Here is a 21998-nt window from a genome sequence, read left to right as displayed (position 1 = left end):
TGCGCAGGCGAGGAGGCGGCTGTCAGGCTGTGCCGTGAGGGGATGCCCGTGGCCGGGCACGCGGCGGATGCGCGGGTCAGGCGAGGTCGCGCTTGGCCGCGATCTTGGACGACAGGCTGTAGATGTCGATGAAGCCCTTGGCGGCGGACTGGTCGAAGGTGTCGCCGGTGTCGTAGGTGGCCAGGTTGAAGTCGTACAGGGACTGCGCGGAGCGCCGGCCGGTGACGACCGCGCGGCCGCCGTGCAGGGTCATCCGGATGTCGCCGGAGACGTGCTGGTTGGCCTCCTCGATGAAGCCGTCCAGGGCGCGCTTGAGCGGGGAGAACCACTGGCCGTCGTAGACCAGCTCGCCCCAGCGCTGCTCGACCTGCCGCTTGAAGCGGGCCAGCTCGCGCTCGACGGTGACGTTCTCCAGCTCCTGGTGGGCGGTGATCAGGGCGATCGCGCCGGGGGCCTCGTAGACCTCGCGGGACTTGATGCCGACGAGGCGGTCCTCGACCATGTCGATCCGGCCGACGCCCTGGGCGCCGGCGCGCTCGTTGAGCTGCTGGATGGCCTGCAGGACGGTGACGGGCTTGCCGTCGATGGCGACCGGGACGCCCTTGTCGAAGGTGATGATCACCTCGTCCGGCTCGCGCGGGGTGGCCGGGTTGGAGGTGTACTCGTAGATGTCCTCGATCGGGGCGTTCCAGATGTCCTCGAGGAAGCCGGTCTCGATGGCGCGGCCGAAGACGTTCTGGTCGATCGAGTACGGGGACTTCTTGGTGGTCGCGATGGGCAGGCCCTTGGCCTCGCAGAAGGCGATCGCCTTGTCACGGGTCATGGCGTAGTCGCGGACCGGGGCGATGCACTTCAGGTCGGGGGCGAGGGCGACGATGCCGGCCTCGAAGCGGACCTGGTCGTTGCCCTTGCCGGTGCAGCCGTGGGCGACGGTGGTGGCGCCGTGCTTCTTGGCGGCGGCGACCAGGTGCTTGACGATGGCCGGCCGGGACAGCGCGGAGACCAGCGGGTAGCGGTCCATGTAGAGGGCGTTGGCCTTGATCGCCGGGAGGCAGTACTCGTCGGCGAACTCGTCCTTGGCGTCGGCGACCTCGGCCTCCACGGCACCGCAGGCGAGCGCGCGCTTGCGGATGACGTCCAGGTCCTCGCCGCCCTGGCCGACGTCGACCGCAACGGCGATGACCTCGGCGCCCGTCTCCTCGGCGATCCAGCCGATGGCGACGGAGGTGTCCAGACCGCCTGAGTAGGCGAGTACGACGCGCTCGGTCACGGGTTTCTCCTCACACTGCATTCGCTGACATGCATGAGTATGCAGAACTCTGCATGGTTCGTCAATCCGCGTCGGGGGCGCATCGGCGGACGGGACGGCGCGGCGGGCGCGCGGACAGCTTGTGACCACGGAAAACGCGCGGGCGGGCGTACCGCTCTCGGTACGCCCGCCCGCGCGTGCGCGCCCCGGCCGGCCGGGTCTGTCGTCGTGTGGTCCTCGGGCTCAGTGCCCGTTCTGCGCCAGCCGCAGCAGATGGTCGGCCAGGGGCTGTCCTCCGGCCGGGTCGCGGCTGATCAGCAGCACGGTGTCGTCGCCCGCGATGGTGCCCAGGATGTCGTGCAGCTCGGCCTGGTCGATGGCCGAGGCGAGGAACTGCGCGGCTCCCGGCGGGGTCCGCAGCACCACGAGGTTGGCCGAGGCCTCCGCGGAGATCAGCAGCTCCTGCGACAGCCGCCGCATCCGCTCCTCCTTGGCGGACTCCCCCAGCGGCGCACGCGGGGTGCGGAAGCCGCCCTCGCTGGGCACCGCGTAGATGAGATCGCCGTCGGTGTTGCGGATCTTCACCGCGTTCAGCTCGTCCAGGTCGCGGGAGAGTGTCGCCTGGGTGACGCTCAGCCCGTCGTCGGCGAGCAGCTTGGCCAGCTGGCTCTGCGAGCGCACCGGCTGCCGGTTGAGGATGTCCACGATCCGGCGGTGGCGTGCGGTGCGGGTGTGCGGCACGGCCGGTCCGGCGGTGGCGTTCCCGTTGTCCTGCGCCTGGCTCATCGTCGTCTCAATCTCCGGATCATCCGTCCCCTACGGCCTTGTCCAGAATGCCGGGCAGGGCTCCGAGGAAGGCGTCCACCGCGTCGTCGCCGAGGTTCAGCGGCGGCATCAGCCGGACGACGTCGGGGGCGGGCGCGTTCACCAGGAAACCGGCATCCTGGGCCGCCTGCTGCACCGTCGGCGCGTGCGGCCCGGTGAGCACGATACCCAGGAGCAGTCCCGCACCCCGGACGTGGGAGACCAGCGGGTGCCCCAGCGCCGTCACGCCCTCGCGCAGCCGTTCGCCCTGCCGCTTGACGTTGTCCAGCAGTCCTTCGGCCTCGATGGTGTCCAGCACGGCCAGTCCGGAGGCGCAGGCGACCGGGTTGCCGCCGAAGGTGGTGCCGTGCTGGCCGGGCCGCATCAGACCGGCGGCGCGGCCGAAGGCGACGGTGGCGCCGAGCGGCAGGCCGCCGCCGAGGCCCTTGGCGAGGGTGACGACGTCCGGGAGCACGCCCTCGTGGGCCTGGTAGGCGAACCAGTGCCCGGTGCGGCCCACGCCGGTCTGCACCTCGTCCAGGACGAGCAGGGCACCGGTGGCGGCCGTGATGGCGCGGGCGGCCTTGAGGTAACCGGGAGGCGGCGGCACCACACCGTTCTCGCCCTGGATCGGCTCGATGATCACCAGGGCGGTCTCCTCGGTGACCGCGGCGGCCAGCGCCTGGGCGTCGCCGTAGGGGACGTGGGTGATCTCGCCGGGCAGCGGCAGGAACGGCTCCTGCTTGCCGGGCTGCCCGGTCAGTGCGAGCGCGCCCATGGTGCGGCCGTGGAAGCCGCCCCGGGTGGCGACCATGTGACGGCGGCCGGTGAGCCGGCCGATCTTGAACGCGCCCTCGTTGGCCTCGGCGCCGGAGTTGCAGAAGAACACCCGGCCGTCCCGGCCGAACAGCTGCAGCAGCCGCTCGGCGAGCGCGACGGGCGGCTCGGCGACGAACAGGTTGGAGACGTGCCCGAGGCGGGAGATCTGCCGGGTGACCGCCTCGACGACGGCCGGGTGGGCGTGGCCGAGGGCGTTGACGGCGATGCCGCCGACGAAGTCGAGGTACTCCTTGCCGTCGGCGTCCCACAGCCGGGCGCCCTCGCCGCGCACCAGGGGCAGCCGGGGCGTGCCGTAGGTGTTCATCAGCGCGCCCTGCCAGCGCGCGGTAAGGTCCTGGCCGGCGCTCGTGTCCCGGTCGGTCACGACTCCCCCTCGGTGTCGTCGGGCACGACCATGGTGCCGATGCCCTCGTCGGTGAAGATCTCCAGCAGGATCGAGTGCGGGACGCGGCCGTCGATGACGCGGGCCGTCCTCACGCCGCCGCGCACGGCGTGCAGGCACCCTTCCATCTTGGGCACCATCCCGCTGGACAGCTCCGGCAGCAGTTTCTCCAGCTCGCTCGCGGTCAGGCGGCTGATCACCTCGTCGGAGTCGGGCCAGTTCTCGTACAGGCCCTCGACGTCGGTGAGGACCATCAGGGTCTCGGCGCCCAGCGCCGCGGCGAGCGCGGCGGCCGCGGTGTCGGCGTTGACGTTGTAGACGTGCCCGTCGTCCTGGGAGCGGGCGACGGAGGAGACGACCGGGATGCGGCCGTCGGCGAGCAGCGCCTCGATGGCGCCGGTGTCGATCTCGGTGATCTCGCCGACCCGCCCGATGTCGACGCGTTCGCCGTCGATCTCGGGGGTGTGCTTGGTGGCGGTCATGGTGTGGGCGTCCTCGCCGGTGAGGCCGACGGCGAAGGGGCCGTGCCGGTTGAGCAGCCCGACCAGCTCCCGCTGCACCTGCCCGGCCAGCACCATCCGGACGACGTCCATGGCCTCCTCGGTGGTGACGCGCAGCCCGGCCTTGAACTCGCTGACGATGCCGTGCCGGTCCAGCGCGGCGCTGATCTGCGGTCCGCCGCCGTGGACGACGACGGGCTTGAGGCCGGCGTGCCGCAAAAAAACCACGTCCTGGGCGAAGGCGGCCTTGAGGTCCTCGTCGACCATGGCGTTGCCGCCGAACTTGATGACGACGATCTTGCCGTGGTGCCGGGTCAGCCAGGGCAGCGCCTCGATGAGGATCTTCGCCTTGGGCAGAGCCGTGTGTTTGCGGGTGGTGGTCATGAGGAGTAGGCGCTGTTCTCGTGGACGTAGTCGGCGGTGAGGTCGTTGGTCCAGATGGTGGCGGTCTCGGACCCGGCGGCGAGGTCGGCGACGATGTGCACCTCGCGGTAGCGCATGTCGACCTTCTCCCGGTCCTCGCCGACCGAGCCGTTCTTGCAGACCCAGACGCCGTTGATGGCGACGTTGAGCCGGTCGGGCTCGAAGACGGCGCCGGTGGTGCCGATCGCGGACAGCACCCGTCCCCAGTTGGGGTCCTCGCCGTGGATGGCGCACTTGAGCAGGTTGTTGCGGGCGATGGAGCGGCCCACCTCCACGGCGTCCGCCTCGCTCGCGGCGTTGATCACCTCGACCTTGATGTCCTTGCTGGCGCCCTCGGCGTCCCGGATCAGCTGCCGGCCGAGGTCGTCGCACACGGCCCGCACGGCCTCGGCGAACTCGGCGTACTCCGGGGTGATGCCGCTCTCGCCGGAGGCGAGCAGCAGCACGGTGTCGTTGGTGGACATGCAGCCGTCGGAGTCGATCCGGTCGAAGGTGACCCGGGTGGCGGCGCGCAGCGCGCGGTCCAGCAGCTCGCTGTCGACGTCGGCGTCCGTGGTGAGCACGACCAGCATGGTGGCCAGGCCCGGGGCGAGCATGCCCGCGCCCTTGGCCATGCCGCCGACGGTCCAGCCGTCCTTGGTGACGACGGCCGTCTTGTGCACGGTGTCGGTGGTCTTGATGGCGATGGCGGCCTTCTCGCCGCCGTGCTCGCTCAAGGCGGCGGCGGCCGTCTCCACGCCGGGCAGGACCTTGTCCATCGGCAGCGGCACGCCGATCAGGCCGGTGGAGCAGACGGCGACCTCCACGGCGCCGACGCCGAGCACCTCGGCCGCCTTCTCGGCGGTGGCGTGGGTGTCCTGGAAGCCCTTGGGACCGGTGCAGGCGTTGGCGCCGCCGGAGTTGAGGACCACCGCGGTGAGCCGGCCCGTTGCGAGCACCTGCTCGGACCACAGCACCGGCGCGGCCTTGACCCGGTTGGAGGTGAACACGCCCGCGGCGGCGCGGCGGCGGCCGGTGTTGACCACGAGGGCCAGGTCCGGGTTGCCGTTGTCCTTGATCCCGGCGGCGATGCCCGCCGCCTGGAATCCCTTGGCTGCCGTGACGCTCACGGTGCGACTCCGATCGTGGAAAGCCCGGTCTCCTCGGGGAGCCCCAGGGCGATGTTCATGCTCTGCACGGCACCGCCGGCGGTGCCCTTGGTCAGGTTGTCGATGGCGCTGATCGCGACGACGCGGTGCGCGGCCGGGTCGTAGGCCACCTGGATCTGCACCGCGTTGGAGCCGTACACGGCGGCGGTGGCCGGCCACTGCCCCTCGGGCAGCAGGTGCACGAACGGCTCGTCGGCGTAGGCCTTGGCGTAGGCGGCGCGCACGGCGTCGGCGGTGACGCCGTCGCGGGCCTTGGCGCTGCAGGTGGCGAGGATGCCGCGGGGCATCGGCGCGAGGGTGGGGGTGAAGGAGACGGTGACCGTCTCGCCGGCCGCGGCGCTGAGGTTCTGGATCATCTCGGGCGTGTGCCGGTGGCCACCGCCGACGCCGTAGGGGGACATCGAGCCCATGACCTCGCTGCCCAGCAGATGCGGCTTGGGCGACTTGCCCGCACCGGAGGTGCCGGAGGCGGCGACGATCACGGCCTCGGGCTCGACGAGGGACGCGGCGTACGCCGGGGCCAGGGCGAGGGAGGCGGCGGTGGGGTAGCAGCCGGGCACCGCGATGCGCTTGGACCCCTCCAGCGCGGCGCGTGCGCCCGGCAGTTCGGGCAGGCCGTAGGGCCAGGTGCCGGCGTGCGGGGAGCCGTAGAAGCGCTCCCAGTCGGCCGGGTTCTTCAGCCGGAAGTCGGCGCCGAGGTCGACGACGAGGACGTCGGGACCGAGCTGCTCGGCGACCGCCGCGGAGTGTCCGTGCGGCAGGGCGAGGAAGACGACGTCGTGTCCGGCGAGCGCCTCGGGCGTGGTCTCGGCGAGCACCCGGTCCGCGAGCGGCAGCAGGTGCGGCTGCAGCTCGCCGAGCCGCCGGCCGGCGTGGGAGTTGCCGGTCAGGGCGCCGATCTCGACCTCGGGGTGCCCGAGCAGCAGACGCAGCACCTCTCCGCCCGCGTATCCACTCGCTCCGGCGACCGCCGCACGTACAGCCATGAACCCTCCTCCTCAGACGGCATGACTATACGTATCGATGCACGTTTATGCAATGCTCGTCCGTGCGTCCGGCCGGAAGGTGCCGTCCGGGTCGCGGGCACGCGACCTGCCGGAACCCGGCCGGCCGGGCGAACGGCAAGATAGGAGGGTGTGCGCCCCGGGCACGGGGTGCGCGGGGCGGCGAGGAAGACGGAGGCAGCGGTGGGCGAGTTCTGGCCGGTTCCCGATGTCCTGGCCCACCTGGCCGGGCGGTGGCGGGTGGCACGGTCGGTGCGGGACCTGGACAGCGGCGACGAGGGCGCGTTCACGGGCGAGACCGTCTTCCGGCCGCTGGACGGCCCGGGGCTGCTGCACGAGGAGTCGGGCGCCTTCACCTGGCAGGGCGTGACCCGGCCGGCGACACGGACGCTGCGGTTCCTGCCGGGCCGGGTGGCGGGCACCGCCGAGGTCCGGTTCGCCGACGGGCGGTTCTTCCACGACCTGGACCTCACCTCCGGCCGGTACGTCGCCGACCATCCGTGCAAGGCCGACCTGTACCGCGGCGAGTTCACCGTGCGCGACGCCGGCCACTGGCGCACGGTGTGGCGGGTGCGCGGCCCGGCGAAGAACCTGCTGCTGGTCACCGACTACGCCCGCGAGGACTGACACGGGCACCGCACCTGCGTCCCGGGTGCCGTCCGGCCCGCCGGTTGCGGCCCTCACAGCCCCCGCTCACACTGAGGGCGTCGGTGCTCGGCGGGCATGCGACGCCGGCCGCCCGGCGGTGGCCCGGCCCGGTGCTCGTCCGTGGCACCGTCGTCCGGCGGGCGCGGCCCGGCCGGTGCTGCTCCGGTGCCGACCGCACCCGTGGCCCGGCCGCTTCGACCGGCTCCGGCCGCGCCCCGCGCCGTAGACTGTGAAGACGAGGACCGCTGCTCACGTCATCGGTGAGGAGGCCCCCATGCGCGCAACCGTGGGCGACAAGCTCATCCAGCACGGCAGGGTGGTCGGACAGCACGACCAGGTCAGCGAGGTGGTCGAGGTCCTGGGCAAGGAGGGCAGTCCGCCCTACCGGGTCCGTTTCGCGGACGGACACGAGGCCGTGATGTCCCCCGGTCCCGACTGCCAGGTCCGCCACAAGGAAGAACACCGGCAACCCCAGTACTGACGCACGCGCCGCACCGTCGCGGCCCCGCCGTCCCGGGCACGACGTCGCGGCGCCCGTCACGACGCCTCGGGACACCGGTCACGACGGGGACACGGCCGGCTGCCGGTAGTGGTCGGCCACCACCCGGGCCAGGGCACCGGCCGGATCCGCGGCGACCTCCTTCGCCGCGAAGAACACATGCCCGCGCACCTGCGGCAGGCTCTTCGCCAGCGTCAGGTGGCGCGACAGCTCGCCGGGGTCCTGCCAGGCCGCGCCCTGCGACGGGTCCCCCGCCCGGTACAGCGCCTCTCCCACGTACAGCTGGGTACGGCTGCCCCGCGCCACCTCGGCCCACCACGACAGCAGGACGGCGTAGTCGGCGGCCGGGTGTCCGATCTCCCAGTACAGCTGCGGAACGACATAGTCCAGCGTGCCCTCGCGCACCCAGGTGCGGGTGTCCGCGTACAGGTCGTCGTACGTCTGCACACCGGCCCGGGTGTGCGAGCCGCGCGGGTCGGTGGCTGCGTTGCGCCACACGCCGAAGGGGCTGATCCCGAAGCGGACGCCCGGCCGGATCCGCCGGATGCCGGCGGCCGTCTCCCGCACCAGCCGGTCGACGTTGTCCCGCCGCCAGTCCGCCCGGCTCGCGAAGCCCGCGCCGTGGCGCCGGTAGGCGGCGTCGTCGTCGAAGACCCGGCCGGCCACCGGATAGGGATAGAAGTAGTCGTCGAAGTGGACGCCGTCCACCGGGTAGCGGCGCACCGCGTCGAGCATCGCCCGCTGCACGAACTCCCGCACCTCGGGCAGCCCCGGGTTGTAGTACAGCTGCCCGCCGTAGGACACCACCCAGTCCGGATGCCGGCGGGCCGGGTGCGCGGCGGCCAGCCGGGACGGGTCGGCGTGCAGCGCCACCCGGTACGGATTGAACCAGGCGTGCAGCTTCAGGCCCCGGGCGTGGGCCTCGGTCACGGCCTCCCCGAGCGGGTCCCAGCCGGGATCCCGGCCCTGGGTGCCGGTCAGGTACTGCGACCAGGGCTCGTACGGGGAGGGCCACAGTGCGTCGGCCGTCGGCCGGACCTGGAACATCACCGTGGTGAGCCGGCGGCGCACCGCCGCGTCGAGCAGCGCGCGCAGCTCCGCGCGCTGTTGCTGGGCGCTCAGCCCGGGGTGCGAGGGCCAGTCCCGGTTGTTCACGGTCGCCAGCCACATGCCGCGCATCTCGGTCAGCGCGGCCCGCGCCGGCCCGCCCGACGGCGGGGGCGCCGCCGCTGCTCCCGGCGTCATGGCCAGCGTCGACAGTGCCGCCACGGTGAACGCCCGCCGCGTCACCCGTCCCATCCGTCACCCCCGGTGCGCCCCGGATCCGTTCCGTCACGGATCGTGTCGCGGCCCAGCTTGCACGACCCGGATGATCGATCACGGGCGCCACGGGGGTAACGTGCACGATCGGAGCAGGCACCTCACCACGGCCGCCTGCCACGCCGTAGATCAGCGCCGCAACAACGGAAAGGGACGATGTGACCGACATCGAACGCGTCGGAGTGGTGGGCTGCGGCCAGATGGGTTCGGGCATCGCCGAGGTGTGCGCCCGGGCCGGACTGGACGTGAAGGTCGCCGAGACCACCGGTGAGGCTCTGGAGATCGGCCGGACCCGGCTGTTCAACTCCCTGGCCAAGGCGCACGAGCGGGGCAAGATCACCGAGGAGGAGCTGGAGGCCGCCCAGGGGCGCCTGAGCTTCACCACCGACCTCGGCGAGTTCGCCGACCGCGACCTGGTGATCGAGGCCGTGGTGGAGAACGAGCAGGTCAAGACCGAGATCTTCCAGGTGCTGGACCAGGTGGTGGCTCGACCGGACGCGATCCTGGCCTCCAACACCTCCTCGATCCCGCTGGTGAAGCTGGCCGTCGCCACCGCGCGCCCGGACCAGGTCATCGGCATCCACTTCTTCAACCCGGCCCCGGTGCAGAAGCTGGTCGAGCTGATCCCGGCGCTGACCACCTCCGAGGGCACGCTGAGCCGGGCGCAGCTGTTCGCCGAGAAGGTGCTGGGCAAGCACGCCATCCGCGCCCAGGACCGCTCCGGCTTCGTCGTCAACGCGCTGCTGATCCCCTACCTGCTCTCCGCGATCCGGATGTTCGAGTCGGGCATCGCCAGCCGCGAGGACATCGACAACGGCATGGAGCTCGGCTGCGCCCACCCGATGGGCCCGCTGAAGCTGGCCGACCTGATCGGCCTGGACACGGTCGCCTCCGTCGCCCAGAGCATGTACGAGGAGTACAAGGAGCCGCTGTACGCCGCTCCCCCGCTGCTGCAGCGCATGGTCGACGCGGGCCGGCTGGGCCGCAAGACCGGGTCGGGCTTCTACACCTACGGCTGAGACACGAGCGGTGACAGGGCCGCCGCCCCGGTGCGGGCGGCGGCCCTCGTCGTGTCGGCGGCCCTGTCATCGGTACCCCCTGTCCGATGCGTGCACCCGTCGCATCGGCTGCCCTGTCGCATGGGCACCCGCAGGGCGTCGTCACATCGGCACCCGCAGGGCGCCGTCGATGAGTTCGGCAGCCTCCGCGGTGCCGGCGCAGCCGCTGCGCACCAGCTGCTCGCGCACCGTGCGCAGCCGGTCCCGCACCCGCCGGGACTCCATGCCGCGGGCCTGCTCCGCCATCCGCACGGCCGTGACGGCCGCGGTGTCGGCGTTGCCGCGGCGCAGTTCGATCTCGCTGAGCAGGGCCAGCCGGTGCACCCGGCCCCGGTCGTGCGCCGGACGGTCCACGGCCGCCGCCGCGTGCTCCCCGGCGGCCCGCAGGTCGCCCAGGCTGAGCAGTGCCTCCGCCACCTGCACGTCGATCAGGCCGGGCTGGACGTAGCCGGTCTCCTCCGGTTCGCTGCCGCGCCGGATCCGGGCGGCGGCGTCCTCGGCCCGTCGGATGCACACCCGGGCGTTCGTCCCGTCGCCGAGCCGGGCGTACGCCTTGGCCTGCATGGCGTGCAGGTCGGAGGCGAGCGCCGGGGTGAGGTCCGCTCCGGCGGCGCGCAGCGCGGCCTCGGCGAAGGCGATGGCCTGCCGGTGCTCGCGCAGGAACAGCGACTGGTTGACCAGCAGGGCGATCACGTAGGCCCCCAGGGCGCGGTCGCCGCTGGCCTTGGCGAGCCGCAGCGCCTGGTGGAAGTAGCGCTGGGCCAGGCCGTGCGCGTCGGAGTCGTAGGCGCAGATCCCCGCGATCGCCACCAGGGCGGCGGTGGCCCGGTGCAGCAGCCTGCCGGTGGCGTCGGTGTAGCCGCCGCGCAGCAGCGGCGCGGCCTCGGCGTTGAGGAAACCCACGACGCGGCCGCGGGTCGCCACCCCGCCGGTCTTGCGGTACATCTGCTCGTAGTGCGTGCGGGCGGCGCGCAGCAGCGCGATGTCGGCGTCGGTGACCCGGTGCCGTCCCTCGCGGGAGACGTCGGCGTCCTCGGGCGGGTTCTCCCACTCCCACACCGGCATCACCGCCGGGGTGCCGGTGACCGCGGGCACGGCGCGGACGCCGGGGCGTTGCTGCTCGTCGCAGCGCCACAGGGCGGTGGCGCGCTCGACGAACCCGGTCAGCGATCCGGTGTGCGCACCGGCCGGCTCGCCGGACACGCCCAGGCCGATGTCGTCGAGGGTGACGGGCCGGCGCAGCCGGGCGGTCAGCACCTCGCAGATCAGGTCGGGCACCTGCCCGCGCGGCCGCTGCCCCTTCAGCCACCGGGCGACGGCGGTGTGTTCGTACCTCAGCCGCAGGCCGCGCGCCCGTCCCGCCGCGTTGACGTGGGCGGCCAGACCGGCGTGCGACATGCCGGCCTCGGCCAGGACGGCGTCCAGCAGAGTGTTCGGCTGCATGTCGGGCCCCCCCGGGTGCCTCGGGCTCGTTCCGACAGCGTAGTGCGACACGCTTCACACGGGGTGTGAACGCGGCACTTGCACGCGTACGGTGTGCGCGCTGGTGCCCGGCGCCGCCGTCCGGTTGACTGGGAGCCTCGTCAAGGAGGCGGCCGGGGCCGCCGGCTCCCCCCTCGTGACACTGCGGCGGCCCCGGCCCGCGCCGTCCGCCCCGCCGCCTGCCCGGCACGCCGTGGCGGGGCGGACGGCCACGGCACCAGTGACGGCAACGCGAGAGGTCCGCGCCCCCGAAGGGGTCGCGGACCTCTCGTCGTCATCGGCCTCGCGCTAGCTGCGCAGCACCGCTCCGGTCCGCTCGGCGGCCAGCGCCACCGCGGCGTCGCGGGCGGCGGAGGCCTCGTCGACCGTGAGCGTGCGGTCGGGGGCGCGGAACCGCAGCGCGTACGCCAGCGAGCGGCGCCCCTCGCCGAGCTGCTCGGCGTTCTCGTACAGGTCGAACAGGCGGATGGACTCCAGCAGGTCGCCGGCGCCCTCGCGCAGCGCCGCCTCGACGTCGGCGGCCGGGACGGAGCTGTCCACGACCAGGGCGACGTCCTGGGTCGCGACCGGGAACGTGGAGATCCGCGGCGCCTTCACCAGGCCCTGCCCGGCCCGCTCCAGCAGGTCGAGGTCGACCTCCATGGCGCAGGTCCGCTCCGGCAGGTGCATCGTCTTCACCACGCGCGGGTGCAGCTCGCCGGCGTGGCCGACCAGGGTCTCGGTGCCGTCCACCTCGGCGTACAGGGCGGCGCAACGGCCCGGGTGCCAGGGGGCGTACTGGGCGGCGCGCACGGTCGGCTCCACGCCGGCCTCGCGGGCCACCAGGCGGGCCGCCTCGACGGCGTCGGCCCAGTCGGCCGGGCGGCCCTTGCCCCACCAGCCGGTCTGCTCACGGGCGCCGGCGAGCACCACGGCGACCCGGCGCGGCTGGTCGGGCAGTGCGGCGTCCAGCGCGGCGAGCTGCTCGTCGGTGGGCCGGCGGTCGGCGGGCAGCCGCTCGGCGGTCTGCTCGGCGCCGGTGGGCAGGAAGACCGAGCCGGTCTCGAACAGCGCCAGGTCGTGGCTGCCGCGCCCGTCGTTGCGGCGCAGTGCGCCGAGCAGGCCCGGCAGCAGCGTGGTGCGCAGGGCGGGCTCCTCGTCGGAGAGCGGGTTGACGAGGGTGACCACGCTGCGGCGCGGGTCGTCGGCCTCCAGGCCGAGCTGGTCGAAGACGGCCTGGCCGAGGAACGGGTAGGTCGGCGCCTCCACGTAGCCGGCGCCGGCCAGGGCGCGGCCGACGCGGCGGTGCAGCCGCTGCCGAGGGGTCAGTCCGCGCCCGGGCAGGGGCCGGGGCAGCCGGGAGGGCAGGTTCTCGTAGCCCTCCAGACGGATGACCTCTTCGGCCAGGTCGTTGGGGTCGGTCAGGTCCGGCCGCCAGGACGGCACGGTGACGGTCAGCTCGTCCTGGCCGTAGACGTCGCAGCCGATCTGCTGCAGGCGCCGCACCACGGTCTCCCGGCCGTAGGTGACGCCCGCGACCTTGTCGGGGTGGTCGGCCGGGATGGTGACGGTGCGCGGCGCGGACGGCGCGACGACCTCGGTGACCCCGGCCTCGGCGGTGCCGCCGGCGAGCAGCACCAGCAGGTCCACGCAGCGCTGGGCGGCGGCGGAGGCGGCCTGCGGGTCGACGCCGCGCTCGAAGCGGCGGGAGGCCTCGGTCGACAGCTTGTGCCGGCGGGCGGTGCGGGCGATGGCGACCGGGTCGAAGTGGGCGGCCTCGATGACGACCTCGGTGGTGGTGCCCTCGCTGTCGTCGATCTCGGTGTGGGCGCCGCCCATGACGCCGGCGAGTCCGATGGGGCCGCGCTCGTCGGTGATGACGAGGTCCTCGGTGGACAGCTCGCGGGTGACGCCGTCGAGCGTGGTGAGCTTCTCGCCGCGCTCGGCCCGGCGCACGCCGATCGCGCCCTGGATGCGGGTGCGGTCGTAGGCGTGCAGGGGCTGGCCCATCTCCAGCATCACGTAGTTGGTGATGTCGACGGGCAGCGAGATCGGGCGCATGCCGGCCTTCTGCAGGCGGCGCTGCATCCAGATCGGGGTGCGGGCCTCGGGGTCGATGCCGGTGACGGTGCGGGCGGTGAAGCGGTCGCAGCCGTGCGGGTCGGCGATCTGCACCGGGTGGCCGAAGGCGTTCGGCGCGGGCACGTCGAGCAGCGCCGGGTCGAGCAGCGGGCGGCCGTAGGCGATGGCGGCCTCGCGGGCGACGCCGCGCATCGACAGGCAGTAGCCGCGGTCCGGGGTGACGGCGATGTCCAGCACCTCGTCGACGAGCTGGAGCAGCTCGATGGCGTCGGTGCCGACCTCGTGCTCGGGCGGCAGCACGATGATGCCGTGGGTGCCGTCGTCGCCCATGCCCAGCTCGTCGGCGGAGCAGATCATGCCGTGCGACATCCGGCCGTAGGTCTTGCGCGAGGAGATCTGGAAGCCGCCGGGCAGCACACCGCCGGGCAGGACCACGACGACCTTGTCGCCGACGGAGAAGTTGCGGGCGCCGCAGACGATCTCCTGCGGCTCACCGGTGCCGTTGGCCTGGCCGACGTCGACGGTGCAGAAGCGGATCGGCTTCTTGAAGCCCTCCAGCTCCTCGATGCTCAGCACCTGGCCGACGACCAGCGGCCCCTTGAGGTCGGCGCCGAGCTGTTCGACCGTCTCGACCTCCAGGCCTGCCGAAATGAGCTTGGCCTGTACGTCGCGCCCGGTCTCCGTCGCCGGCAGGTCGACGTATTCCCGCAGCCAAGAAAGCGGGACCCGCATCAGATCTCCATCCCGAACGGCCGGGTGAACCGGACGTCACCCTCGACCATGTCTCGCATGTCCTCGACGTTGTGGCGGAACATCAGCATCCGCTCGATGCCGAACCCGAAGGCGAAGCCGCTGTACTTCTCCGGGTCGACGCCGCAGGCGGTGAGCACCCGCGGGTTGACCATGCCGCAGCCGCCCAGCTCGATCCAGCCTTCGCTGGAGCAGGTGCGGCAGGGCCGGTCGGGGTTGCCGACGGAGGCGCCCCGGCACACGTAGCAGAGCATGTCCATCTCGGCGCTCGGCTCGGTGAAGGGGAAGTAGTTGGGACGCAGCCGGGTCTTCATGTCCGGGCCGAACAGGGACTGGACCATGTGGTCCAGGGTGCCCTTGAGGTCGGCCATGGTCAGGCCCTCGTCGACGGCCAGCAGCTCGATCTGGTGGAAGACGGGGGTGTGCGTGGCGTCCAGCTCGTCGGTGCGGTAGACGCGGCCGGGGCAGACCACGTAGACCGGCGGCTTGCGCTCCAGCAGGCTGCGGGCCTGCACCGGCGAGGTGTGGGTGCGCAGCACGACGCCGCTGTCCTCGCCCTTGCCGCCGTCGACGAAGAAGGTGTCCTGCATGGTGCGCGCCGGGTGGTCGGGCGCGATGTTGAGGGCGTCGAAGTTGAACCACTCCGCCTCGGCCTCGGGGCCCTCGGCGATCTCGTAGCCCATGGCGACGAAGACGTCCGCGACCCGCTCCATCATGGTGGTCAGCGGGTGACGGGCACCGGCGGGGACCCGGTCGTAGGGCAGGGTGACGTCGACGGCCTCCTCGACGAGCACCCGGGCGTCGCGCTCGGCCTCCAGCTCGGCCTGGCGGGCGGCGAGCGCCTTGTTCACCGCGCCGCGGGCCATGCCGACGCGCTTGCCGGCCTCCGCCCGGGCGTGCGGGGGCAGGGCGCCGATCTCGCGGTTGGCGAGGGCCAGCGGGGAGGCCGGACCGGTGTGGGCGACCTTCGCCTCGTGGAGGGCGTCGAGGGAGGTCGCGGAGGCGAACGCGGCGAGCGCCTCGTCCCGCATGCGCTCGATCTCTTCCGGTTTCAACGCCTCGACCTCGACAGGGTCGTACGACTTATTGGGTGCCGACATCTCTTCCCGTGCTTCCGATTGGCTGGCTGGGCGTCCCCGTCACCGACTCGTGGACATGTCCGTCTCCAGTGGTGGGACACAAAGGTGCCAAAGGCCGAGTCTAACGGGGTCGGGGAAAGCGGATGCGCCCGTGGGTCCTCGGCCGGGTGCTCACAGCAGGTGGGCCGGGGTCCCCACGGGCAGGGTGAATCGGAACTGTGCGCCGCCGCCGGACGCGCGTCCGACGGTGATGGTCCCGCCGTGCGCCTCGACGATGCCCTTGACGATGTAGAGGCCGAGGCCGGTGCCGCCGCGCTTGCTGCCCCGCCAGAAGCGGGTGAAGACGCGGTTCATGGACTCCTCCGGGATGCCGGGCCCCTCGTCGCTGACGGTGACCGACGTGGCGGTGCACTCGGTGCCCGCGGCGTGCTCCCCGTCCCGGGGGGACGCGGCGGGTGTGATGTCGATGGTGACGGTTCCCTCGCCGTGCCGCACCGCATTTTCGATGAGGTTGCTCAGCACCTGGTCGATCTTGTCGGGGTCGGCCCACAGCTCCGGCAGCGGCTGCTCGGTGCGGACCAGGAACCGGTCGGCGGGCTGGCCCGCGGCGACGTACGCCTGGACGTGCCGACTGACGGCGGCCGCTATGTCGACGAGCTGTCGGCGCACCTCCAGCCGGCCGGAGTCGATGCGGGAGATGTCGAGCAGTTCGGCGATGAGCCGGGTGACCCGGTCGGCATCGGCGTCGACGGTCTCCAGCATCAGCCGTTTCTGGTCGTCGGTGAAGCGTTCCCATTTGGCCAGCAGGGTGGCGGTGAAGCCCTTGACGCTGGTCAGCGGAGAGCGCAGTTCGTGGGCGACGGTGGCGATCAGCTCGGCGTGGCTGCGCTCGGTGCGGCGCCGGGCCTCGGTGTCGCGCAGACTGACGACGACCCTGCGGACCGGTCCGCAGGGCAGGTCGCGGACGTAGCGGGCGCAGACCAGCACCTCGCGGCCGCCGGGCAGCAGCAGGTTGCGTTCGGGCTGGCCGGTGCGGATGGCCAGTCCGCCGTAGGGGTCGGTCAGCTGCCACCAGCGCCGCCCCTCGAGGTCCTCCAGCGGCAGCACCGCCTCCAGGGGGCGTCCCAGGGCCCGGTCGGCGGGGACGGCGGTGATGCGGGCGGCGGCGGCGTTGAAGCAGACGACGCGGCCGTGCTCGTCGGCGACGACGAGCCCGTCGGGCAGGTCGTCCGCAGCGACGACCGCTCCCGCCGTGTCACCGGCGCCGCGGGGCGCGGGCAGCCGCCACGCGTCCTGTGCTTCCGGAGTGCCGCTGGTGCCGACGCTCATCCCCGTACCCCACCTCCTGCACAGGGCCTACCCCCGAGCTGGCCACCCTACTAGCGCCTGCCGCCGTCACGGAGCGGTGCCGTGCGCAGACGCACCGTGGCGGCAGCCGCCTTCGGCGCGCTGGGCGCGGGCGGAGGCGTAGAGGCAGACGGCGGCGGCGGTGGCGAGGTTGAGGCTCTCGGCCTGCCCGTGGATCGGCACGCGGACGACGGCGTCGGCCAGGGCGCGGGTCTCCTCGGGCAGGCCCCAGGCCTCGTTGCCGAACACCCAGGCGGTGGGGCCGCCCATGGTGCCCTTGTCCAGCTCGTCGTCGAGGTCGTGCGCACCGGCGCCGTCGGCGGCGAGGATCCGCACCCCGGCGTCCCTGAGGCCGGACACGGCGCGCTCCACGGGGACGCCGACGGCGACCGGCAGGTGGAACAGGGAGCCGACGGAGGCGCGGACCGCCTTGGGGTTGTACAGGTCCACGGAGGCGTCGGTGAGGACGACGGCGTCGGCTCCGGCGGCGTCGGCGCAGCGCAGCACCGTCCCGGCGTTGCCGGGGTCGCGGACGTGGGCGAGGACGGCGACCAGGCGGGGCCGGGAGGTGAGGATCGCCTCGAACGGGGTGTCGAGGAAGCGGCAGACGCCGACGAGGCCCTGCGGGGTGACGGTGGTGGAGATGTCCGCGATCACCTCGTCGGCGGCGAGGTGGACGCGGGCGCCGGCCCGGCGGGCCTGCTGGACGATGGCGGCGTGCCGCTCGGCGGCCTCCACGGTGGTGAACAGTTCGACGAGCGAGGGGGTGCCGTCCGCCGCACGGTGTCCGGCGGCCTCCCGCACGGCCTGCGGGCCCTCGGCGAGGAAGAGCCGGTCCTTGCCCCGGAAGTTGCGCTTGGCCAGCCGTCGCGCGGCGCTGACGCGGGAGGAACGCGGGGAGATCAGCTCGGGGCTGACGGGGGGCATCGACAAAGTCACCTCTACTCGACTCCGCCGCGACGGCGGTCACCGCCGGGCGGCGGGCTGGGGCGGTGTCCGCAACCGCCGGGAGCACACAACACGACGGACCCGCGGGCACGAAGCCCACGGGTCCGCATCGTCACATCGGTACGGGCCCTGCCGCCGGCCCGGCCGTCCGCGAAGGACGCGGGCCGGTGGCGGTCCCTAGAGCCGGTGCGGCGTCGTCACGCGGCCTTCGGCGCGTTGACGTCGCTCGGCAGCGCCTTCTGGGCCACCTCGACCAGCGCGGCGAACGCGTTCGCGTCGTTGACGGCCAGCTCGGCGAGGATCTTGCGGTCCACCTCGATGTTGGCGGCCTTCAGACCCTGAATGAAGCGGTTGTAGGTGATGCCGTTGGCGCGGGCAGCGGCGTTGATGCGCTGGATCCACAGCTGGCGGAAGTCACCCTTGCGCTTCTTGCGGTCGTTGTAGTTGTAGACCAGCGAGTGGGTGACCTGCTCCTTGGCCTTGCGGTACAGGCGGGAACGCTGACCGCGGTAGCCGGAAGCCTGCTCGAGGATCGCCCGGCGCTTCTTGTGGGCGTTGACCGCCCGCTTGACGCGTGCCACTTGATTGACTCCTTGTAGCGGGGCCGTGGAGATCTGCACACGGCCCGGAAACGATTGGGTCCCGGGTCTGACGGACGGCGCGGGCGATCAGGGATCGCGGCGCCGCTTCGTCACTTGCCGAGAAGCTTCTTGATCTTCTTGGCGTCGGCCGGGGCCATCTCGGCGTTGCCGGTGAGGCGACGCGTCAGACGGGACGACTTGTGCTCGAGCAGGTGGCGCTTGCCGGCGCGCTCACGCAGCACCTTGCCGGAGCCGGTGACCTTGAAGCGCTTGCTGGCACCGCTGTGCGTCTTGTTCTTCGGCATAGCGCCGTTCTCTCCTCGTCGGTGGCGCTCCAGTGCCCGGTCACGAGGAACCGGGCACGTGCGAGCGTCGCTCTCTTGTTTCGGTTACATCCTGGGACGCGCGGGTCCCGGGATCACGCCTCGGCAGGCTCCCCGGACGCCGCCTCCCGCTGGGAGGCCGCCGCGCCACGGCCCTGACGCCCGGCCTTGCGGGCCTCCTGTGCCTGGCGCGCCTCGGCCATCGCCTCGGTCTTCTTCTTGTGCGGACCGAGAACCATGATCATGTTGCGTCCGTCCTGCTTCGGGTTCGACTCCACGAAGCCGAGGTCCTGGACGTCCTCCGCGAGCCGCTGCAGCAGCCGGTAGCCCAGCTCGGGGCGGGACTGCTCGCGACCACGGAACATGATCGTGATCTTGACCTTGTCGCCCTGCTTGAGGAACCGGACGACGTGACCCTTCTTGGTGTCGTAGTCGTGCGGGTCGATCTTCGGCCGGAGCTTCATCTCCTTGATGACCGTGTGCGCCTGGTTCTTGCGCGCCTCACGGGCCTTCATGGCCGACTCGTACTTGAACTTCCCGTAGTCCATGAGCTTGCACACGGGCGGACGGGCGTTCGCCGCGACCTCGACCAGGTCGAGGTCGTACTCCTGGGCAAGCTCCAGTGCCTTCGCGAGCGGGACGATGCCGACCTGCTCGCCACTGGGACCGACAAGTCGCACCTCGGGAACGCGAATCCGGTCGTTGATGCGGGGCTCGGCGCTGATGGATCCTCCTCGGTAGCACCACGCGACGGTCTGGCGGACTGCCGCGGACGTCTGTGTTCGATAGACCTAACCGCGCCGAAGCAGAAAAAATGCCCCGGACGATCACAGGCGGGGCTCCTGACTGCCGGAGCACCGCCGCGATGGCCGCGGGGCGCGCTTCGGGCGGTTCGTGCTCCACCGGGAGCGACGGATTCCGCCTGACCGGGTGACCCGCCGTCCCGGAGGACGGTCAGGTGGGAGTTCGGAGCCTCCACTTGTGGGCCGAGCACGTGTGTGTCCGGCCGGTCGCTGTTCAGATTAGCACCGGCGCCCGGACAAGGGCCAACCGAGGCGCAAGGACCGGGACCACCTATCGTGTGGGGCATGAGTGAGACCCCTCCCCAGACCCCTGACTTCGCTGCGATGACCCGGGACATCGCCGAGGTCCCCGCCGTCGAGGTGATCGTGACGGTCGCCGTCAATCTGATGAGCGCCGCCGCGGTGAAGCTCGGTCTGACCGAGGAGGGCGACGTGCACAAGGACCTGGACGAGGCCCGCAAGCTGGTGACCGCGCTGGCCGGGCTGCTGGACGCGGCCGCGCCCGAGATCAGCACCTTCCACGCGGCGCCGCTGCGCGACGGCCTGAAGTCGCTGCAGCTGGCCTTCCGCGAGGCGTCGCTGGTGCCGGACGAGCCGGGCCAGGGCCCGGGCGAGAAGTACACCGGCCCGGTCTTCGGCTGATCCGCCGCAGACGCCGGCTGCCGTCCGGGGTCCGCCGCTCCTTCACCCGATCCTTCTCGGCCCGGATTTCGCTCCTTTTTCGGCTTCTTTCCTCTTTCGACTTCTTTCTCCGCCCGGCCCCGGCAGGGGGTCAGGGCCGCACGTACAGGGGCTCGCCCGGCGGCGTGGCTCCGGCCGGCAGCAGTGCCAGGTCGAGGCCGCGCACCAGGCGGGCCCTGAGTGTGTCGCTGGCGGCCAGCCGTTCGGCGACGGCACGGGCCGCGGCGGCCGGCTCGGCGGTCGCGGCCGGGTCGAGGACGAGGGCGAGGGTGCCGTCGGCCTGTCCGGGGCCGAGGTGGGCGCGCAGCACGGCCGGCTCGGCGGCCACCGCCTGCCGGACGGCCTCGACGACCGCCGGGTCGGCGAGCGGGTCGGCGGTGGTACGTCCCTCGGCGAGCGCGAACAGCGCGGCCCCGGTCAGTTCGAAGGGCACCGGCCCGGCCAGGTCCAGCACCACGGTGTCCGCCTTCTCGTGCGCGGCGGCCTCCAGGGCCTGGTGCACGCGCACCGCGACGGGGCGGGCCGCCGGGTCCCAGCGGGCCAGGGCGTCGGTGGAGGTGAAGACCGGCAGGGCGGTGCGGCCTGCCGCCTTCAGCGTCGGCACGGCCATCTCGCTGGTCTTCTCGCGGCGCAGCCCCCGCTCGTCCTCCTCCACCTCCCCGAGCACGGCCACCACCGGCACGAGCAGCCGGGCGCCCTTCAGCGCCTGAAGCACCGGGTCCACGGCGGTGCGGTCCTCGGCCCAGGCGGCGAGCGCGGCGCTCAGCCGGGGGTCGGCGGAGCCGTCGTCGTCGGGGAAGCCGGGGTCGGGAATGTTCTTGTTCGCCACGGTGACGACCCTATCGGGGGCCGTGTACGGCCTCGACGGCTCCCCCGCGCCCGGACCGGCCTACGGCAGGCCCGCGGGGTCCCGGCGGGTGCGGCGGCCGCGCCAGAGCACCGCGGCGACGACCAGCAGCACGCCCCCGGCGCTTCCGGCGAGCGGGCCGGCCCACCCGGCGGCGGTGCCGTCCGCTCCGTCCGTGTCGGGCCCGGAGCCGAAGTAGCGGTCGCCGTGGGCGGTGACGTGCAGGTTCTCGGGCTGGATGCGGTCCGCGGCGCGCAGGGCGGCGGCCGGGTCGATCAGGCCGTACCCGCGGGAGTCGTCGCGGCCGCCGGCGGGCGCGTCGCGGGCCGTGTCCTGGAGGAGCTTCTTGATCTGGGCGGGGGTCAGGCCGGGGTGGGCGGCCTTGACGAGGGCGACGGCGCCGGAGACGAAGGCGGAGGCGGCGCTCGTGCCCCAGCCCTCGTAGTACTTGCGGTCCGGGTCGGCGATGACGATGTCCACGCCGGGTGCGCAGACGGAGGCGTACCAGCTGCGGGTGGAGAAGGAGGCCCGGGTGCCGTAGCGGTCGACGGCGGTCACCGCGATCACCCCGGGGTAGGCGGCCGGGTAGGAGACGTGGTCGCCCTTCTCGCCGCCGTTGCCGGCCGAGGCCACCACGACGGCGCCCTTGCGCAGGGCGTACTGGACGGCCTCGTCCTCGCCGGCGTCCGGGTGGGCGGCGGCGGAGTCGTCGCCGAGGGAGAGGTTGATGACGTCGGCGCCGTGGTCGGCGGCCCAGCGGATGCCCTCGGCGAGGGCGCCGCCGCGGGTGGTGCGGGCCCGGGCCCGGGCGGGGTCGTCGTCCTCCAGGATCACGCGGACGGGCAGGATCTTCGCCTGTGGGGCGAGGCCCATCACGCCGTCGGCGTTGTCGTCGCCGTGGCCGTGGCCGGCGATGATGCCGGCCATGGCGGTGCCGTGGCGGGCCCAGGTGCCGTCGCCGCGCCGGGCGCCGAAGCCGACGAGGTCCTTGCCGGGCAGCACGTTGCCGGCCAGGTCGGGGTGGTCGGCGTCGACGCCGGTGTCCAGCACGGCGACGGTGACGCCCTCGCCGCGGGTGGTGCGCCACGCCTCCTGGGTGTGCAGCACGTCCAGGGCCCACTGCTTGGCCCGGATGCCGTCGGCGTGCGCGGGCGTGGAGGGCACGAAGGCGACGGCGGCGGCGAGCAGCATGCTCAGGGCCGCGCGCCTGCGGCTGAGGGC

General features: G+C 73.1%; 21 protein-coding genes. 4 read left to right on the top strand and 17 right to left on the bottom strand.

Annotated elements, in window-relative coordinates:
- Positions 1-76 precede the first annotated feature (76 nt).
- From OG899_RS22065 to argC, 6 genes are all read right to left on the bottom strand, one after another.
- Positions 77-1270, bottom strand: a complete 1194-nt coding sequence (locus tag OG899_RS22065) for an argininosuccinate synthase (protein ID WP_185867924.1) — start codon at positions 1268-1270, stop codon at positions 77-79.
- Between the two features lie 222 nt (positions 1271-1492).
- Positions 1493-2035, bottom strand: a complete 543-nt coding sequence (locus OG899_RS22060) for an arginine repressor (protein ID WP_125499410.1) — start codon at positions 2033-2035, stop codon at positions 1493-1495.
- 19 nt (positions 2036-2054) lie between these two features.
- Positions 2055-3257 carry an acetylornithine transaminase gene (locus OG899_RS22055; RefSeq protein WP_125499411.1) on the bottom strand — a complete coding sequence of 401 codons (1203 nt, stop codon included), beginning with the start codon at positions 3255-3257 and terminating at the stop codon, positions 2055-2057.
- Complete coding sequence (gene argB, locus OG899_RS22050; RefSeq protein ID WP_125499412.1) at positions 3254-4159, bottom strand: acetylglutamate kinase; 906 nt, start codon at positions 4157-4159, stop codon at positions 3254-3256. The genes OG899_RS22055 and argB overlap by 4 nt, the downstream gene beginning before the upstream one ends.
- A complete protein-coding gene (argJ, locus tag OG899_RS22045) occupies positions 4156-5307 on the bottom strand; it encodes a bifunctional glutamate N-acetyltransferase/amino-acid acetyltransferase ArgJ (protein WP_125499413.1) in 1152 nt (383 codons plus the stop codon). The genes argB and argJ overlap by 4 nt, the downstream gene beginning before the upstream one ends.
- A complete protein-coding gene (gene argC, locus OG899_RS22040) occupies positions 5304-6332 on the bottom strand; it encodes an N-acetyl-gamma-glutamyl-phosphate reductase (RefSeq protein WP_125499414.1) in 1029 nt (342 codons plus the stop codon). The genes argJ and argC overlap by 4 nt, the downstream gene beginning before the upstream one ends.
- Positions 6333-6533: 201 nt before the next feature.
- Here argC and OG899_RS22035 point away from each other — a divergent pair, with 201 nt between their 5' ends.
- A complete protein-coding gene (locus OG899_RS22035; RefSeq protein WP_125499415.1) occupies positions 6534-6977 on the top strand; it encodes a DUF6314 family protein in 444 nt (147 codons plus the stop codon).
- A gap of 295 nt (positions 6978-7272) precedes the next feature.
- Entirely contained in the window at positions 7273-7479 is a 207-nt protein-coding gene (locus tag OG899_RS22030; protein WP_125499416.1) for a DUF1918 domain-containing protein, read from the top strand.
- A 78-nt stretch (positions 7480-7557) separates the two neighbouring features.
- On the opposite strand, the gene OG899_RS22025 is transcribed toward OG899_RS22030, so the two are convergent.
- Positions 7558-8796 carry a glycoside hydrolase family 10 protein gene (locus OG899_RS22025; protein ID WP_189427740.1) on the bottom strand — a complete coding sequence of 413 codons (1239 nt, stop codon included), beginning with the start codon at positions 8794-8796 and terminating at the stop codon, positions 7558-7560.
- Between the two features lie 179 nt (positions 8797-8975).
- Between OG899_RS22025 and OG899_RS22020 the strand changes: the two genes are divergently transcribed.
- Entirely contained in the window at positions 8976-9836 is an 861-nt protein-coding gene (locus OG899_RS22020; protein ID WP_125499418.1) for a 3-hydroxybutyryl-CoA dehydrogenase, read from the top strand.
- A 141-nt stretch (positions 9837-9977) separates the two neighbouring features.
- Here OG899_RS22020 and OG899_RS22015 read toward each other — a convergent pair whose 3' ends face one another.
- The 8 genes from OG899_RS22015 to infC form a co-directional block, all read right to left on the bottom strand.
- Entirely contained in the window at positions 9978-11318 is a 1341-nt protein-coding gene (locus tag OG899_RS22015) for a transcriptional regulator (protein ID WP_125499419.1), read from the bottom strand.
- Positions 11319-11645: 327 nt separating this feature from the next.
- Positions 11646-14150 carry a phenylalanine--tRNA ligase subunit beta gene (gene pheT / locus OG899_RS22010; protein WP_168130739.1) on the bottom strand — a complete coding sequence of 835 codons (2505 nt, stop codon included), beginning with the start codon at positions 14148-14150 and terminating at the stop codon, positions 11646-11648.
- Complete coding sequence (gene pheS / locus OG899_RS22005) at positions 14150-15268, bottom strand: phenylalanine--tRNA ligase subunit alpha (protein ID WP_125499421.1); 1119 nt, start codon at positions 15266-15268, stop codon at positions 14150-14152. The genes pheT and pheS overlap by 1 nt, the downstream gene beginning before the upstream one ends.
- Before the next feature lie 150 nt (positions 15269-15418).
- Positions 15419-16576 carry an ATP-binding protein gene (locus tag OG899_RS22000; RefSeq protein ID WP_125499422.1) on the bottom strand — a complete coding sequence of 386 codons (1158 nt, stop codon included), beginning with the start codon at positions 16574-16576 and terminating at the stop codon, positions 15419-15421.
- 66 nt (positions 16577-16642) lie between these two features.
- Positions 16643-17521 (bottom strand): RNA methyltransferase, encoded by an 879-nt coding sequence (locus OG899_RS21995; RefSeq protein WP_125499423.1) that lies wholly within the window; start codon positions 17519-17521, stop codon positions 16643-16645.
- Between the two features lie 218 nt (positions 17522-17739).
- Positions 17740-18123, bottom strand: a complete 384-nt coding sequence (gene rplT, locus OG899_RS21990; protein ID WP_016642495.1) for a 50S ribosomal protein L20 — start codon at positions 18121-18123, stop codon at positions 17740-17742.
- A 110-nt stretch (positions 18124-18233) separates the two neighbouring features.
- A complete protein-coding gene (gene rpmI / locus OG899_RS21985; protein WP_125499424.1) occupies positions 18234-18428 on the bottom strand; it encodes a 50S ribosomal protein L35 in 195 nt (64 codons plus the stop codon).
- Between the two features lie 113 nt (positions 18429-18541).
- A complete protein-coding gene (gene infC, locus OG899_RS21980) occupies positions 18542-19171 on the bottom strand; it encodes a translation initiation factor IF-3 (RefSeq protein ID WP_125499425.1) in 630 nt (209 codons plus the stop codon).
- 363 nt (positions 19172-19534) lie between these two features.
- Here infC and OG899_RS21975 point away from each other — a divergent pair, with 363 nt between their 5' ends.
- On the top strand, positions 19535-19891 hold the full coding sequence (locus OG899_RS21975) for a DUF1844 domain-containing protein (RefSeq protein WP_125499426.1): 357 nt from the start codon (positions 19535-19537) through the stop codon (positions 19889-19891).
- A gap of 130 nt (positions 19892-20021) precedes the next feature.
- Here the strand turns inward: OG899_RS21975 and OG899_RS21970 are convergent, their stop codons facing one another.
- Complete coding sequence (locus OG899_RS21970; protein ID WP_125499427.1) at positions 20022-20759, bottom strand: SseB family protein; 738 nt, start codon at positions 20757-20759, stop codon at positions 20022-20024.
- 60 nt (positions 20760-20819) lie between these two features.
- Positions 20820-21968, bottom strand: coding sequence for a type VII secretion-associated serine protease mycosin (gene mycP / locus OG899_RS21965; RefSeq protein WP_125499431.1), 1149 nt, complete (start codon positions 21966-21968; stop codon positions 20820-20822).
- Between the last annotated feature and the right edge of the window lie 30 nt (positions 21969-21998).

Origin of the sequence: Streptomyces thermoviolaceus (assembly GCF_045209695.1) — a bacterium.
Classification (GTDB): domain Bacteria; phylum Actinomycetota; class Actinomycetes; order Streptomycetales; family Streptomycetaceae; genus Streptomyces; species Streptomyces thermoviolaceus.
Note: the sequence above shows the minus strand (reverse complement) of the source record. Positions and strands in the feature narration are given on the sequence as shown.

Bases quoted from the DNA above. Each gene is read 5' to 3' on its own strand.
- OG899_RS22060 (WP_125499410.1), bottom strand. From the start codon at position 2,035: ATGAGCCAGGCGCAGGACAACGGGAACGCCACCGCCGGACCGGCCGTG.
- argB (WP_125499412.1), bottom strand. From the start codon at position 4,159: ATGACCACCACCCGCAAACACACGGCTCTGCCCAAGGCGAAGATCCTC.
- argC (WP_125499414.1), bottom strand. From the start codon at position 6,332: ATGGCTGTACGTGCGGCGGTCGCCGGAGCGAGTGGATACGCGGGCGGA.
- OG899_RS22030 (WP_125499416.1), top strand. From the start codon at position 7,273: ATGCGCGCAACCGTGGGCGACAAGCTCATCCAGCACGGCAGGGTGGTC.
- OG899_RS22025 (WP_189427740.1), bottom strand. From the start codon at position 8,796: ATGGGACGGGTGACGCGGCGGGCGTTCACCGTGGCGGCACTGTCGACG.
- OG899_RS22015 (WP_125499419.1), bottom strand. From the start codon at position 11,318: ATGCAGCCGAACACTCTGCTGGACGCCGTCCTGGCCGAGGCCGGCATG.
- pheT (WP_168130739.1), bottom strand. From the start codon at position 14,150: ATGCGGGTCCCGCTTTCTTGGCTGCGGGAATACGTCGACCTGCCGGCG.
- pheS (WP_125499421.1), bottom strand. From the start codon at position 15,268: ATGTCGGCACCCAATAAGTCGTACGACCCTGTCGAGGTCGAGGCGTTG.
- OG899_RS22000 (WP_125499422.1), bottom strand. From the start codon at position 16,576: ATGAGCGTCGGCACCAGCGGCACTCCGGAAGCACAGGACGCGTGGCGG.
- OG899_RS21995 (WP_125499423.1), bottom strand. From the start codon at position 17,521: ATGCCCCCCGTCAGCCCCGAGCTGATCTCCCCGCGTTCCTCCCGCGTC.
- rpmI (WP_125499424.1), bottom strand. From the start codon at position 18,428: ATGCCGAAGAACAAGACGCACAGCGGTGCCAGCAAGCGCTTCAAGGTC.
- OG899_RS21975 (WP_125499426.1), top strand. From the start codon at position 19,535: ATGAGTGAGACCCCTCCCCAGACCCCTGACTTCGCTGCGATGACCCGG.
- mycP (WP_125499431.1), bottom strand. From the start codon at position 21,968: ATGCTGCTCGCCGCCGCCGTCGCCTTCGTGCCCTCCACGCCCGCGCAC.